Source organism: Erythrobacter sp. YT30 (assembly GCF_001542875.1).
Classification (GTDB): domain Bacteria; phylum Pseudomonadota; class Alphaproteobacteria; order Sphingomonadales; family Sphingomonadaceae; genus Erythrobacter.
Window position 1 is genome coordinate 1254367 of sequence record NZ_LMAF01000002.1, and the last position, 13360, is coordinate 1267726.

At 58.3% G+C, this 13360-nt stretch carries 15 protein-coding genes; all 15 read left to right on the forward strand.

The genetic code is table 11. From position 1 onward, the window contains the following. Nucleotides 1–72: 72 nt before the first annotated feature. The 15 genes from flgB to AUC45_RS10760 are packed head-to-tail and all read left to right on the forward strand — an operon-like array spanning nt 73 to nt 13286. Complete coding sequence (gene flgB / locus AUC45_RS10690) at nt 73–417, forward strand: flagellar basal body rod protein FlgB (protein WP_067602158.1); 345 nt, start codon at nt 73–75, stop codon at nt 415–417. Nucleotides 418–420: 3 nt separating this feature from the next. Then, nucleotides 421–831: a flagellar basal body rod protein FlgC gene (gene flgC, locus AUC45_RS10695; RefSeq protein WP_067602161.1), complete on the forward strand. Its 411-nt coding sequence runs from the start codon at nt 421–423 to the stop codon at nt 829–831. 2 nt (nt 832–833) lie between these two features. After that, on the forward strand, nt 834–1244 hold the full coding sequence (locus tag AUC45_RS10700) for a flagellar hook assembly protein FlgD (protein ID WP_067602164.1): 411 nt from the start codon (nt 834–836) through the stop codon (nt 1242–1244). Nucleotides 1245–1277: 33 nt separating this feature from the next. Next, nucleotides 1278–2090: a flagellar hook basal-body protein gene (locus tag AUC45_RS10705; RefSeq protein ID WP_067602167.1), complete on the forward strand. Its 813-nt coding sequence runs from the start codon at nt 1278–1280 to the stop codon at nt 2088–2090. A gap of 19 nt (nt 2091–2109) precedes the next feature. Continuing rightward, nucleotides 2110–2859 carry a flagellar basal body rod protein FlgF gene (locus tag AUC45_RS10710; RefSeq protein ID WP_067602169.1) on the forward strand — a complete coding sequence of 250 codons (750 nt, stop codon included), beginning with the start codon at nt 2110–2112 and terminating at the stop codon, nt 2857–2859. A 27-nt stretch (nt 2860–2886) separates the two neighbouring features. Continuing rightward, nucleotides 2887–3678: a flagellar basal-body rod protein FlgG gene (gene flgG / locus AUC45_RS10715; RefSeq protein ID WP_067602172.1), complete on the forward strand. Its 792-nt coding sequence runs from the start codon at nt 2887–2889 to the stop codon at nt 3676–3678. Nucleotides 3679–3686: 8 nt separating this feature from the next. Next, on the forward strand, nt 3687–4397 hold the full coding sequence (locus AUC45_RS10720; RefSeq protein WP_067602175.1) for a flagellar basal body L-ring protein FlgH: 711 nt from the start codon (nt 3687–3689) through the stop codon (nt 4395–4397). After that, the gene (locus tag AUC45_RS10725; protein WP_369815248.1) at nt 4397–5509 is read left to right on the forward strand and encodes a flagellar basal body P-ring protein FlgI; all 1113 of its coding nucleotides are present in this window, start codon (nt 4397–4399) and stop codon (nt 5507–5509) included. Before AUC45_RS10720 ends, AUC45_RS10725 begins: the two co-directional genes overlap by 1 nt. After that, nucleotides 5509–5817 carry a rod-binding protein gene (locus AUC45_RS10730; RefSeq protein WP_067602178.1) on the forward strand — a complete coding sequence of 103 codons (309 nt, stop codon included), beginning with the start codon at nt 5509–5511 and terminating at the stop codon, nt 5815–5817. The genes AUC45_RS10725 and AUC45_RS10730 overlap by 1 nt, the downstream gene beginning before the upstream one ends. A gap of 16 nt (nt 5818–5833) precedes the next feature. Further along, a complete protein-coding gene (flgK, locus tag AUC45_RS10735; protein WP_067602181.1) occupies nt 5834–7174 on the forward strand; it encodes a flagellar hook-associated protein FlgK in 1341 nt (446 codons plus the stop codon). Between the two features lie 29 nt (nt 7175–7203). Beyond that, nucleotides 7204–8121 carry a hypothetical protein gene (locus AUC45_RS10740; protein WP_067602185.1) on the forward strand — a complete coding sequence of 306 codons (918 nt, stop codon included), beginning with the start codon at nt 7204–7206 and terminating at the stop codon, nt 8119–8121. Between the two features lie 40 nt (nt 8122–8161). Next, nucleotides 8162–9025 (forward strand): flagellar motor stator protein MotA, encoded by an 864-nt coding sequence (gene motA / locus AUC45_RS10745; RefSeq protein ID WP_067602189.1) that lies wholly within the window; start codon nt 8162–8164, stop codon nt 9023–9025. A gap of 2 nt (nt 9026–9027) precedes the next feature. Next, nucleotides 9028–9990, forward strand: coding sequence for a flagellar motor protein MotB (locus AUC45_RS10750; RefSeq protein ID WP_067602192.1), 963 nt, complete (start codon nt 9028–9030; stop codon nt 9988–9990). Between the two features lie 57 nt (nt 9991–10047). Continuing rightward, entirely contained in the window at nt 10048–12474 is a 2427-nt protein-coding gene (locus tag AUC45_RS10755) for an HAD family hydrolase (RefSeq protein ID WP_067602195.1), read from the forward strand. Next, nucleotides 12471–13286: a class I SAM-dependent methyltransferase gene (locus tag AUC45_RS10760; RefSeq protein WP_067602198.1), complete on the forward strand. Its 816-nt coding sequence runs from the start codon at nt 12471–12473 to the stop codon at nt 13284–13286. The genes AUC45_RS10755 and AUC45_RS10760 overlap by 4 nt, the downstream gene beginning before the upstream one ends. Nucleotides 13287–13360: the final 74 nt, after the last annotated feature.

The window sequence follows — 13360 nt, forward strand, 5'->3', positions numbered from 1 at the left end:
CTTTCTGCACAATCGAGTGCGCGGCTTGAAGTCGCACCGAACACGCACCGATTGAAGGAAGCTTTGGGCCTTATGAGTACGGATGTTTTTGGAATTCATGCCGATGCACTGATGCTGCGATCGCAGCGGATGGGCGTGCTCGCCTCCAACATCGCAAACGCGGCAACGCCCGGATACAAAGCGCGCGATATCGATTTTGGCAAAGCGCTTGATGCACGCCTGTCAGGCCAGCGCGAAGCCAGTGCAGATGCGCACATGGTTTATAAAGTGCCCACCATGCCTTCGATGGATGGCAACACGGTCGAGCTGTCCCGCGAACAGATCGCCTTTGCCGAAAACGCCGTCGCTTACAGCGCCACACTTGCTTTCGTGAAAGGCAAAGCGAGCGTGATGACGCGCGCGCTGAAAGGGGAATAGGCCATGCCCAATGAAACGCGCATGACCCTGTTTGGCCTTACCGAACGCGCCATGTCTGCGCAGATGGTTCGGATGAACACAGCTGCTTCCAATCTTGCCAATGCTGGATCGGTGACGACGAGCGAGGCAGAAGCCTACCGTCCGATCCGCGCCGTGTTCGAGGCCGAGCTCGACCGGGCTACCGGCCTCACAAGCGTGCGCGCCGATCAATTGGTGCGCGCTGATACGGCACCAACAAAACGATACGATCCCTTCCACCCGCTCGCTGATGCGGACGGCAATGTGTTCGAAGCACCGATCGATGAAACCGCCGAGATGGTCGAGATCATGGAATCCGCGCGCCAATACCAGAACCTCGTCCAGGCGCTGCAAACCGCCAAACAGCTGATGCTGGAAACTCTAAGGAGCAATTGATTATGGCCACTACCCCTTTATCGGGCACGCAGAACGCGACGCTCGAAGCGACGTTGGATCGGCTCAACACGCCATCCGTGCTTCCGAATACCGGCGGTCTGGCATCGCTTGATGCTGGCGATTTCCTGACCCTGATGACGACGCAATTGCAGTTTCAGGATCCGCTGGAACCTGCGAGCAATGAAGAGATGCTGGCGCAAATGGCGCAGTTCACCTCGCTAGCCTCCAATGAAGAAAGCAGCGCGACGCTTCAGGATATCTCGGCAAAGCTCGATGCGCTGATCGAGGCGCAAAGAGCTGCTGCCGAAGCCGCGCAGGCCGCTGCTGAGGCGGCCGCTGGAAATGCTGGCCAAGGATCAGCGAATGCTGGTGGTACGGCCCCAAGCGCGCCCCGCATTTCCGTCCTTTCTTAACTTCCATTCCATCCCTCACAGGAGACTGAACCCATGTCCTTTGCAACTTCGCTATCCGGTATGCGCAATGCCGAAACCGATCTTCGTGTAATCGCGAACAACATCGCCAACGCTGAAACGGTCGCTTTCAAAAAGAGCAACGCTTCGTTCGCCGATTTGATCGCTCGCGGCTCCAGTAACGATCCTCGGCGGACGCCCGGCATCGGCGCTACGGTGCAAGTGATCACCCAGGACTTCTCGCTTGGCGCGATTGAGCAGACCGGGCGCGGACTTGATATCGCAATCAACGGCGACGGTTTCTTCGTGAGCGTCAATCCGAACAATGCGGCGGAGACATATTCGCGCAACGGAAACTTTCGCATTGATGCAAGTGGAGCCTTGCTCGATTCCAACGGCAATTTCGTCCAGGCATTCGCTGTCGATGCCACCGGCGCTCCAACCACCACAACTCCTGGAACCATCGCCATTCCCACTACGAACGGTGCAGGTTCACCGCTCTCAAGCGTCTCAATCGAGGGCGACGGTGTCCTGACTGCAGTTTACGGCGATGGCACGGCCGAGCCTGTTTTGATGGTCGCTCTCGCCAGCTTTGCAGCGACCACTGGCCTTAGGCCGCTAGGTTTGACGCAGTATGAGGCCACCGGCGAATCCGGCGCAGCAGATTATGGCGCGCCCGCAAGCGGCAATTTCGGTGATCTGTTCAGCGGCGCATTGGAACGGTCCAATGTCGATCTGGCCGGTGAGCTTGTCGCACTGCTTGGCGCTCAGCGGAATTTCCAGGCCAATGCACGGGCTTTGGATACTGCCACAGCCATCTCGCAGACCGTCCTCAACCTTCAGCGGTAATTGAAGTGAGGCCAACGCTATGGACCGGATGATCTACACCGCTTTGACAGGCGCGAATGCGGCGATGAACCGCCAGCGCATGGTGGCGAACAATCTCGCCAATGCATCGACGCCCGGCTTTCGCCAGGAAGTGTTTGCGGTGAAGCCTTCGGTCCTTCGCGATGGTTCCCTGGAAGCGCGCGCGCCTGCGAGAGGCAATGTCCGCGGGGCCGATCTGGCGCCAGCGCGCGTCGCCCCGACGGGCAACCCGCTCGATATTGCGGTACAGGGCGATGGGCTGATCGCGTTTCAAACGCCTGGCGGCAATGGCGGAGAAGTTTATTCCCGTCGCGGCGATTTGAGGATTTCTGCAACGGGTCTTCTGGAAAATGGCGAGGGACTTGCCGTCTTGGGGATAGGCGGCGGGCCAATCACGGTGCCACAGGGCTTTCCTGTCTCAATCAGCGGTGATGGTACCGTGCTCGCAGCTGATCCTGACGCGCCGGGCGCGCAGCCACAGCAGGTGGGCCGGATCAAACTGGTCTCGCCCGAAGGCAGCACTGTAATCAAAGGCACTGACACGTTTCTGAAAGTTCCCGGCGGCGGGGTTCTCCCCGCAGATCCGACTGCGCTGGTGACCACAGGATCGCTCGAACAGTCCAATGTCGAGACCGCCGAAACGCTTGTGGCCATGATCGAGGCGCAGCGCAGCTTTGAACAGCGCTTCAAAGTGATGAGCACCGCCACTGAAATTGACGAGGCCGGCGCGCGATTGATGTCGCTGCGCTGACGTTTTGAATCTTAGAAGGAATTTCCCATGCCAACTTCCGCTCTGCATGTCGCTCGAACTGGGCTTGAAGCGCAGGATATGCGAATCCGCGTGATCGCGAACAATCTCGCCAATGTCAGCACGACAGGCTTCAAGCGCAACCGGGCTGATTTTTCAACGCTCGCTTATCAAGACTTGCGTGTCGCTGGTGCAAACTCGACCAACCAGACGACCTATGCGGTCGGACTGAATCTTGGGACGGGCGTGCAAGTGCAAGGCACGTCGCGGATCGAAGCACAAGGCACACTCAATACCACGGGCAACAGCCTTGATCTGGCGCTTGATGGGCCCGGCTACTTTCAGGTCGAGCTGCCGCCGGGCGGGCAGATCGCGTTCACGCGCGCAGGTAATTTCACTCTTTCGCCGCAGGGGCAGTTGGTGACGTCGGAAGGCTATGCCGTCTCGCCGCCAGTGCAGATACCGCAGGGGACCGAGAGTATCTCGATCTCTCCCGATGGTACGATCAGCGCAGTCCAACCGGGCCAGGCTCAACCCGTGCAATTGGGCCAGCTCCAGATAGCCAATTTCGCCAATCCGCGCGGGCTTCGCTCGATCGGAGACAACTTCCTCGTCGAAACTGGAGCAAGTGGCCCGGTCGAACTCGGGATAGCTGGTGAATTTGGGCGCGGGAATGTGCGTCAGGGTATGCTGGAAGCCTCCAACGTTAACGTGGTTGAAGCACTCGTTGAGATTATCGAGGCGCAACGAGCGTATGAAATCAATTCGCGGATGGTGAGCGCGGTAGACGAAATGCTCCGCAACGCGAACCAGACGCTGTGAGGCGGGTGATGAGCATTTCTCGTGTTGCCCGCGCATCGCTGTTACTCAGTGCATCTTTGGTTTTGTCGGGCTGTTTTGGCCTCGAAGGAAAGATGGCACCTGGCTTTACCGCGCCGCCTCCTCCAGAGCCGCCACTGACAGCGTTAAACGCGCCTATCCCAGCGAACCCCGCTATAAGCGACAATCGCGGCGCGATTTATCAATCGACTGACGGTTATGCGAACCTTGTCACGGGTACTCGCGCGAGGCGGCTAGGTGACATGGTGACCATCGTTTTGGTGGAGAACACGAATTCTTCCAAAAGCGCGAGTGGTGACACCCAGCGCGATGGATCATTCTCCCTCACTCCGCCCACTTCGGGTCCACTGAGCTTTATCAATCCCAATGCCCTTAATCCTTCGGGCCAAGGGTCGTTCTCAGGAAGTGGAAGCGCCGCGCAGCAGAGCCAGCTTAGTGGCACAGTCGCTGTCACCATCGCCGCGATTTATCCAAACGGAACAGCCGAAGTGGTCGGAGAAAAACAGATGTCGCTCAGCCAAGGCAATGAATGGGTCCAGTTTGCTGGCCGCATCCGCCTTGTCGATATTGATGCGGACAACCGGCTGGCTTCGTCACAGGTCGCCAATGCGCGGATCATCTATTCGGGCAAAGGCGCTGTGCAACAGGCATCAAAGCCCGGATGGCTTTCGCGGTTCTTCAACATGATTTCGCCGCTTTGATGATGGCTTACGTAAAGATCATCCTCATTTTGACGCTTGCTGCTCTTGCTGGCGCGTTCTTTCCGACGCCTGCATCGGCAGAGCGTATTCGCGATCTCGGCCAGTTCGAGGGACTGCGATCGAACCAGTTGACCGGATACGGCGTTGTCGTTGGGCTTGAAGGGACAGGGGATGATAACCTTGCCTATGTAACCGAGGCGATGCGCGGTGTTTCAGGCCGCTTAGGGCTGCAGCTGCCGCAAGGGGTCAACCCAAATCTGCGGAACGCCGCCGCTGTTATTGTGACAGCTGATCTCCCCGCCTTTTCAAAGCCAGGCCAGACGATCGACATTACCGTTTCCACTTTGGGCCAGGCGCGCAGCATTCGCGGCGGGGCCTTGGTCCTTACGCCGCTTTATGGTGCGGACGGACAGATTTACGCGATGGCGCAAGGCAGCGTTGCTGTCGGCGGATTGGGCGTGTCGGGCCGCGATGGGTCGCAATTGACGGTCAATGTCCCAACGGTTGGTCGGATTGCCGATGGCGCGACGGTTGAGCGCTCGGTGGCGACAGGGTTCGACCGGCAAGGGACACTCAAATTCAATCTTCACGAAGCTGATTTTCTTACGGCGAGCCGCGTGCGCGATGCGATCAACGATCGATTTCCCGGCACAGCGAGCATTGCCGATGGTGTCAGCATCGAGCTTGCTTTGCCATTTGGAAATGATGAACGAGCGGCGAAGCTGGCGCAAATCGAAATGCTGAATGTTACGCCTGCGCCTGTCGCAGCAAAGGTGATCGTGAACAGCCGCACAGGCACTGTCGTCATCAATGAGGCGGTGCGATTGTCCCCCGCTGCCGTCAGCCATGGCAAGCTCGTCATCCGCATTGATGAGGCCCCTCGTGTCGTTCAACCGGCACCGTTCGGCAATGGCGTCACTGCCGTTGAAGAGCAGAGCGATATCGCCGTTGAACAAGAGGACAGCCGTTTGGCACTTGTGCCCGGTGCCGCCTCGCTCAGCGAGATTGTGGATGCCCTCAATCTGCTGGGTGTGGGCGCGGCAGACCTTGTCGTTATCCTCGAAAGCCTCAAGCAAGCAGGCGCTTTGCAGGCTGAAATGGTGGTGCTGTGATGAAAATCGAGAGCACGTCACCTGTCGCCAAACCGCCAGCGCTTTCTCGCGAGCAGGAGCAGTTGCGCAAGGTTGCCGAAGGCTTTGAAGCCATAATGGTGCGCCGCCTTTTGGAAGCAGCCCGTGCAACCAGCTTTGCCAAGGACGACACCCCCCTGAACGGCGGCGGACGCGAAACCTGGGCCCAGATGCGCGATGAACAATTTGCTGAAATTGCGGCAAATTCAGGTTCCTTCGGGTTTGCACGGAGCATTGAAGAACAGCTTGCGCAATATCTTCCTGCCACACCATCCGACACAAAACCTTAAGCGATAGGAACGACCCATGCCTCTGGCTCTTCTCAATATCGGTGCATCGGGCGCAAAGGCGTCCCGCGCGGCTTTGGAGCTGACCGCGCAGAACATCGCCAATGCGTCCAACCCCAATTATGCGCGCCGCACTCTGGGTCAGAGCGAGTTGGTGATGACCGCGACGATTGGCCTCAACTCAGCCGACTCCTTGGGAGGTGTTCGCATCGGAGGCATCAGTCGGAGCGGAAGCGAACTTGTCCAGCTGCAGGCGCGCAATGCGAGCTCTGATCTGGAACGAACCGAGGCATTGTTCACTGGACTTCAAACGAGTGAAGCCGCGCTTGAGAAATCACGGTTGTTTGGAAGTCTGGTCGATTTTGAGGCTGCATTGGTGCGGCTCGAAAGCGATCCCACCGATGCAAACCTGCGCACCACCACAATCGAAAGCGCGCGCCAACTGGCCAACACGTTTCAGCTCGCCAATCAGTCTTTGTCCGATGCACGGCAGTTGATGCAGTCTGATCTCACTGCCGAGGTGGGTGGGCTGCAAAGTGATTTGGATGAACTGGCGCGGATCAACGCAGACATCGTTGCTGCACGCGATGGGTCTGCCGGACTGGCATCGCTTCTGGATGCGCGCGACAAGGCTTTGCGCGGCATTTCGGAAGAGCTTGGTGTCTCCGTTAGTTTTTCCGGAAAAGGCGTTGCCGAAGTGCGCCTTGCCGGAACTCCTACTGAATTGCTTGTTTCTGGCCCGGTCGCGAGCACATTCACTGCGACGATCGCGCCCGATGGAACGGCCAGTTTCGCCATTGATGGCACTGCGGTCGATCCCGCCAGCGGCGCGATGGCGGGCCGGGCTGAAGCGCTGCAAGAGCAGGCTAGCCTTCAAACAGAACTCGATGCGATCGCAGGCGAAGTCATCAGCCGATCCAATGCCGCACAAGCCAGTGGTGTTGATGTAGACGGCGCTGCCGGTCAGCCGCTTTTCTCAGGCAGTCAGGCGAGCGATATTGCGCTGGCGCTCACATCCGGATCGCAATTGGTAACCGCGCCTGCAGGATCGCCAGCGGGTAGCCGCGATACGACCGTGCTCGGCAATCTTATCACTGCAATCGGCGATGATGCCGGACCGATCCAAGGAACAGACACGCTGCTTTTGGGACTCTCGAGCCGAACAGCAGGCGCTGAAACCAGGCGCGATGGTCTGCGGATCGTATCGCAAGCGGCCGAAGCGCAATTGCTTGAGGAAACCGGGGTCAATCTAGACACCGAAGCAACCGATCTCGTGCGTCTTCAGCAGAGTTTTGAAGCGAATGGCCGCGTTATTCAGGTCGCGGTCGAAGTCTTCGATACGATCCTGGGCCTCAGATAGCGTCGAAATAGCCGAGAGGAATTGCCCCCATGTCCACAGTCAGCACATCAACAGGCGCTTACTACACGCGCTCGGTCGCGCAGATGAACACGTTGCGCGATTCTCTTGAAGATCTGCAAACGCAGATCGCCACGGGCCAGCGAATTTACCGCGGATCGCAGGATCCAGCAGCAGCAGCACGCCTGCGCACTTTATCGCGCGTCGAGGTGCTTGGCGATATTCAGCAGGACAATGCCGATAAGCTTGAGCAGGATCTCAACTTTGCAGCCGATCAAGTGGGAGGTGTTGCTGATATCCTGATCCGCGCGAAGGAACTCACCGTTAGAGGATCGACCGACACGCTAGATGACACCGCGCGCGCTGCGATTGCGGAGGAGTTGGAGCAATTGGGTGAAGAGCTATTCACCCGCGCCAACGGCCTGACGCTGACGGGTGAGCCTTTGTTTGCCGGAACTGCGGCAGGCCCTGCCTTTATCCGCGATGCGAGCGGCACTGTGATTTACAACGGCAATGATGATGTGGGCGCGGTACCTGTCGCGCCGGGAACCGAGATTGAACGGGGTGTGACGGGCCGGCAGGTGTTCGAATTCGATGTTGGCGGGACGACTACGGATACTTTCGCCGTGTTCGGCAATTTGGTGGATGCTTTCCGCGCAGGCGGACCGGGTGTTGCGGCCGCAGCCCTTGCTCAAGTCGACGGACTAGATGCCGCGCTCGACACGATCACTCGCAATCAGGCTGTCCTCGGCACGCGCGCTGCATGGGTTGAGGTGGTGCAGGATAATCAGGCCGAACGCGATATCGCGACGGCCGAGCAGCGTAGCCAAGTGGGTGACACGAATATCGCCGATGCGGTTGCGCGCCTTCAACAGACACTGACTGCACTCGAAGCCAGCCAGGCATCCTTCGCTCGGGTCAGCACGCTGACCCTTTTCAACGCGATCTAACCCAGCGCCGCTGCTGCTAAGAACTAAGGAGGCCTTTTGAGTGTTTGCCGCGATCGGCATCGTTGTTCTCATCGTCATGGTTTTTGGCGGATTTACGCTGGCGGGCGGCTCTATGGGGCCGATTCTCGCTGCGCTTCCGCTCGAATTCATGATGATCGGCGGTGCCGCACTGGGCGCAGTTTTCATCGGCAATTCGATGCACGAGATAAAGCTGCTTGGCGGCGGGTTTGCCAAGGTTTTCAAGGGGCAGAAGTACTCGGATCAAGATCATCTCAATGTGATCGCGCTGACCAGCAATTTGATGAAATTGCTGCGATCAGAAGGCGCGGTGGCCCTGGAAAGTCACGTAACCGAACCTGAAAACTCAACCATTTTCAGCGAATATCCCACGCTTCAAAACGATCCCGTCATACGTGATATGATATGTGATCCGCTAACCTTGATGGTGGTATCGAGCGGGACGCTGGAGACGCATGCGGTCGAAGAGATCATTGACCAGGCGATCAAGAGCCAACTCCACGAAATGCACGAACCGGAGCATGCGATTCAGTCGATGGCTGACGCTTTCCCTGCACTCGGCATCGTCGCGGCCGTGCTGGGTGTTATCAAAACGATGGCGTCGATTGATCAGCCGCCTGAAATCCTCGGCAAGATGATTGGCGGGGCATTGGTCGGGACATTTCTCGGCGTACTTCTGGCCTACGGTTTTGCCGGTCCGATGGCGAGCCGTTTGAAGCAGATCAACGCGCATGACGCGCAGATCTATCATTCGATCAAGCAGGTCATTGTCGCCAGCCTTCATGGCTATCCTCAGCCGATGGTGCTCGAAGCAGCACGGTCCGGACTTCCCCCGGCTCATCGTCCAAAGCTTACCGAGCTCATGGATATGCTGCGTGGCAAGTAACGATGTCTGAAGCCGAAGCTGCATCAGGGCCGGTCGCGCCGATCATCGTAAAGAAGATCGCGATTGAAGAGGCCGGGCATCACGGCGGCGCGTGGAAAGTCGCCTATGCCGATTTTGTCACCGCAATGATGGCCTTTTTCCTGTTGCTATGGCTGCTCGGCGCGACAGAGGAGAACCAGCGCAAAGGCATCGCCGACTATTTCACCCCCACGCTCGTCAAAACCCGGCAACAAAGCGCGGGCTCTGACGGCATGCTGGGTGGGTCCTCCATCACCGACGTAGACAATTATCCCAACAAGGGCGGGCAGACCGGTACGCGGACGATCACCATTCCAAAAGGTGCAAAAGGTGGCCCCGTGGAGGGTGGTGCTGGCGATGAAAACGCCGAACAGCGAGTAAAGGATCTGGAAAAGGCGATCACCGAGAAGTTGAAACAGCGCCGAGATATCTCGCATCTTGTAAAGCAGGTGCGCGTGAAGCGCGCGCCCGACGGCATTCGCATTGATCTGGTTGATGACGCCGATTTCTCGATGTTCGCGCTCGGCACCACCGTCCTTACGCAAGAAGCGCGCGGGCTGATGGAAGTGATGGGGGATGTCCTGTCAGAACCGGGCGTGCCCTTGATCTTGCGCGGCCACACGGATTCCCTTCCTTGGCGCGATGGAATTGTCGCGAACAATTGGTCGCTTTCCGCCGGTCGAGCCGAAGCGACCCGGCAATCGCTGATGCGCAATGGGCTGGAGGCGGAACGCTTTGCCAGGATTGAAGGCGTTGCGGACCGAGAGCCTTTGGTGGAAGATAATCCCGCCGACCCGCGCAATCGCCGCATCTCGCTTCTGTTGCTTGAGAACCAGACTCCGGGACGTATTCAGCGCCGTCGCAGACCAGAGGCCCAGGCGTCATCTACTCGGCCCTCGGAAACGTCCCTAAGGACAAGCTCGGAGGCGGGCACCTCAGGCTCATAAACTGCGTTCGTTTATCACTCTCAGCCTGCCCGCAAACCGCGGCTTAAGGAGTGATCAATGACCGAAACAATCCTGCCGCATGAAATGCCGCGCGCGCTCGATAGAGCGCCAGCGGATGTGAAAGTGCTTTCGCTGGACTGTTTCGATACGCTGCTTTGGCGCGATTGCCATTCCCCGCGCGATCTGTTTGCCGGGCTTGAAAGCGTCTTGCCGATGCAGCGATCTGCCGCAGAAGCCTTTGCGCGCAAGGCTGAATTCGCCCGCCACCAGCGCAATGAAGTGGGTCTGGAGGCCATTTATGGCCACGCAATGCCCAATGGCGATGCCCATGCGATTGCGAACGCCATTGCCGAGGAAAGAGCGTTGGAAGCGCGCACCTGTTTTGCGTTTGAACCGACTGTCGCCTTAATGCGCGAGGCAAAGTCGCGCGGGCTTAAAGTCATCATCGTATCGGATACTTATCTGGATGCGCGCGAACTAATCGAGCTAATTCGATCGTCAGCCGGGGAAGACGTGGCTGGCCTGATCGACCGCGTTTTCGCGTCCAGTGAAATGGGAATCTCCAAATCCGAAGGGCTACTCGCCAAGGCATTGAAGGCAATGAAATGCAAGCACACCGAGGCCTTGCATATCGGCGATAATGCGACTGCAGACTACGACGCTTCTCGCAGCCTTGGCGTCTTGGCATTGCTGCTGCTCCAATTCACCGAAGATGCGCGGCAACGCCTGCGTTTTGAGCGTGCCTGTCAGTCAATCGGAAGCGATTGCAAGACAGGGATTGCTGGGCTGCAAATGCAACGCGCTCTGATAGCGCGCGACGAATGGACGATTGATGATCCGGCTGAACGGCTGGGCTATACTGTGCTCGGCCCGGTGTTCCATGCTTATGAAAACTGGTTGCGGGCCGAGGCAGAGGCTCTGGAGAAAAGGCGCGGCGGCAGGGTTCATTGGCTCTTCATGCTGCGGGATGGACACTTGCCGCATCTGGTGCATTCGGCGTGCGGGGAGGCTGCGAGCACGGCACGGGTTGAAATTAGCCGTTATGCAGCAACGGCAGCGGCGCTATCCGATCGCGCAGTGTATGAGCGCCACGTCGCGCTCGAGTTCGGGCTCAATCCCAGCACTCTTGCGCGGCAGATGCTCTTTACCCAAGCTGAAATCGCGCAGCATGTCGGCAATCCCCAAACCGATGACGAGATGCTTGCCGCCGCTCAGCGTCTTCACGCGGAATTGCGCAGCGGCAAACGGCAAAAGCTCACCCGCCGACGCGCCCGCGAGTATGCGGATCGGCTGATCGAACATGTCCGCGCAGCCGCTGATCCAAAGCCCGGCGACACGCTGATGCTGGTCGATCTCGGCTACAATGGTTCGGCGCAAAACCAGATCGACGGCATTTTGAGCGAGGCTTTTGAATGCCATGTTGCCGGGCGTTACTTGTTGCTGCGTGAAATGAGCGCGACCGGGCTAGACAAAAAGGGCATGCTTGATGTGCGCCATTTTGATCCCGGCCTGCTCGAAGCCCTGTGCGGCAATGTCGCTGTGATTGAACAGCTTGCGACGTACGAACTCGGCTCCGTCATTGATTACACCAAATCGGGCGATCCGATCCGCAAGGGCAGCGGCGTCAAAGGCAGGCAAAGCAATGTCCGAGACGCAGTCCAAAAAGGGGTGGTCGCCTTTGCCAAAGCTGCCATGAACCCTCCAATCATTCGTCAGCATAACTCGCACGAGGAAGAAGGATGGCGCGAAACAGCGGCGAACGTTCTCACCCGGTTTCTTTTTCTCCCGCAGCCCGGCGAACTCGAAGTGCTCAAGGATTTTGAGCACGACATCAACATGGGAAGTGAGCGCGTAGTCCCGCTCTTCAAGCCCGAATTTGCAGCTGAAGGAATGCGGCGACGCGGGCTGTTTTACATGAAGGGTTCTGCGCGCATGTTTTTGCCCGCGGAGATGGCCAGCGAGGACATGGCGACACGATTGTCGCTGTTTTTGCAGAAGCGATACGGCCTTGGTCTGACCTTCACTGACCATGCACCGCGCGCGATCTCGTTGCCGGCCTATTATGTGGGCGCGTCCAACCAGACGGTGAGCCAGATCGAGGCGCGCGCGACCCATGATGGGTGTTTCGCCGCGCGCTTGCCGGTTGGCGACAATCAAAGCGGTATAGCGATTGGCCTTGGCTCGGCGTTCGAATGGGTCGAAATTGTCAGTGTCACCCGCGCGAGTGTCGAAAGTCTGCGCGGCGGGCTTGAAAATGATGACACGCCGGAGCGCCTCAAGCCGATTGCCGATGGTATGAATGAGCATGCTCCAGGCATCTATGAATGCGCAAATGCCGCAGGATTGCTGTTCATTTCCGCCGATCAGCTGGTGCCGCGCGATAGCGATGACATGGTGGAAATCGTGCTACGCCCTATTCGCGAGCGTGCGCAATCATCTGCACTCACACAACAATCGCGCAGGGTTGAAGGCGTTGCGGCATGAGCCAGCTCCTCATCCATTCGATGTCGGAATTTGCTCCGCTGATCTTGCCCTCACTCGATCTTGCCCATGCCATCAACATTGCCGAGATCGGGAGCGAAACAGGCGGCATGTCAAAGGTGTTGGCCGAACGCTGCACTGAAAAGGGTGGGAGGCTTACCTGTATCGACCCCGAACCCGAAGCAGGCTTTGCCGATTGGGCTAGAAGCCAAGCCCACGTTGCTCACATCGCTGAACCCAGCCTTCAAGCGCTGGAAGACTGCGACGCTGCCGATGCCTGGTTCGTCGATGGCGATCACAATTACTACACCGTTTATCACGAACTGAAGCTGATCGATGCGGCTCAGCGCAAAGCGGGAAGGCCGCTACTTGCCTTTCTGCACGACGTCTCATGGCCGTGCGCGCGGCGCGATTTCTATTACTATCCCTCGCGTATTCCCCGTGGCTGGCTTCATCCGCACAGCTTCGACCATGGAGTGAAGCTGGGTGAAGAGGTGGCCCTGCGCGGGCGCGGTCTTCGCGGGATGGGAAATTTTGCCGTCGCGCTTGAAGCAGGCGGTGATCGCAATGGCGTTCTGACAGCAGTAGAAGACTTCTTGAAGGAAGCTGACTGCGAGGAGCGCCCGCTCTATTATGTTCACGTGCCGGCCGTGCTGGGCCTTGGCATCATATTTGATGCGAGTGCCGAATGGTCGGAGGCGCTGGCGCAATTTCTCCTGCCCTATCACGCCAATCCCCTGATTGCGCGGATCGAGGAAAACCGGCTGCGCAATTACCTCGAAGTGATTGAGTGGCAGGACCGAATGGCGTCCTAGCTAGCCGAGCTCCAGTTGTCCGCTGAAACCCGCACCCAACCCCAAAAAGAAACCCGGAAGCTTTCCAAGCTCCC

Excerpts from the sequence above, each read along its gene's own strand:
- flgG (WP_067602172.1), top strand. The coding sequence starts at position 2,887 with ATGCCAACTTCCGCTCTGCATGTCGCTCGAACTGGGCTTGAAGCGCAG.
- flgK (WP_067602181.1), top strand. The coding sequence starts at position 5,834 with ATGCCTCTGGCTCTTCTCAATATCGGTGCATCGGGCGCAAAGGCGTCC.
- AUC45_RS10740 (WP_067602185.1), top strand. The coding sequence starts at position 7,204 with ATGTCCACAGTCAGCACATCAACAGGCGCTTACTACACGCGCTCGGTC.
- AUC45_RS10700 (WP_067602164.1), top strand. The coding sequence starts at position 834 with ATGGCCACTACCCCTTTATCGGGCACGCAGAACGCGACGCTCGAAGCG.
- AUC45_RS10720 (WP_067602175.1), top strand. The coding sequence starts at position 3,687 with ATGAGCATTTCTCGTGTTGCCCGCGCATCGCTGTTACTCAGTGCATCT.
- AUC45_RS10730 (WP_067602178.1), top strand. The coding sequence starts at position 5,509 with ATGAAAATCGAGAGCACGTCACCTGTCGCCAAACCGCCAGCGCTTTCT.
- AUC45_RS10755 (WP_067602195.1), top strand. The coding sequence starts at position 10,048 with ATGACCGAAACAATCCTGCCGCATGAAATGCCGCGCGCGCTCGATAGA.
- AUC45_RS10705 (WP_067602167.1), top strand. The coding sequence starts at position 1,278 with ATGTCCTTTGCAACTTCGCTATCCGGTATGCGCAATGCCGAAACCGAT.
- AUC45_RS10760 (WP_067602198.1), top strand. The coding sequence starts at position 12,471 with ATGAGCCAGCTCCTCATCCATTCGATGTCGGAATTTGCTCCGCTGATC.
- AUC45_RS10725 (WP_369815248.1), top strand. The coding sequence starts at position 4,397 with ATGATGGCTTACGTAAAGATCATCCTCATTTTGACGCTTGCTGCTCTT.
- AUC45_RS10750 (WP_067602192.1), top strand. The coding sequence starts at position 9,028 with ATGTCTGAAGCCGAAGCTGCATCAGGGCCGGTCGCGCCGATCATCGTA.
- flgB (WP_067602158.1), top strand. The coding sequence starts at position 73 with ATGAGTACGGATGTTTTTGGAATTCATGCCGATGCACTGATGCTGCGA.
- flgC (WP_067602161.1), top strand. The coding sequence starts at position 421 with ATGCCCAATGAAACGCGCATGACCCTGTTTGGCCTTACCGAACGCGCC.
- AUC45_RS10710 (WP_067602169.1), top strand. The coding sequence starts at position 2,110 with ATGGACCGGATGATCTACACCGCTTTGACAGGCGCGAATGCGGCGATG.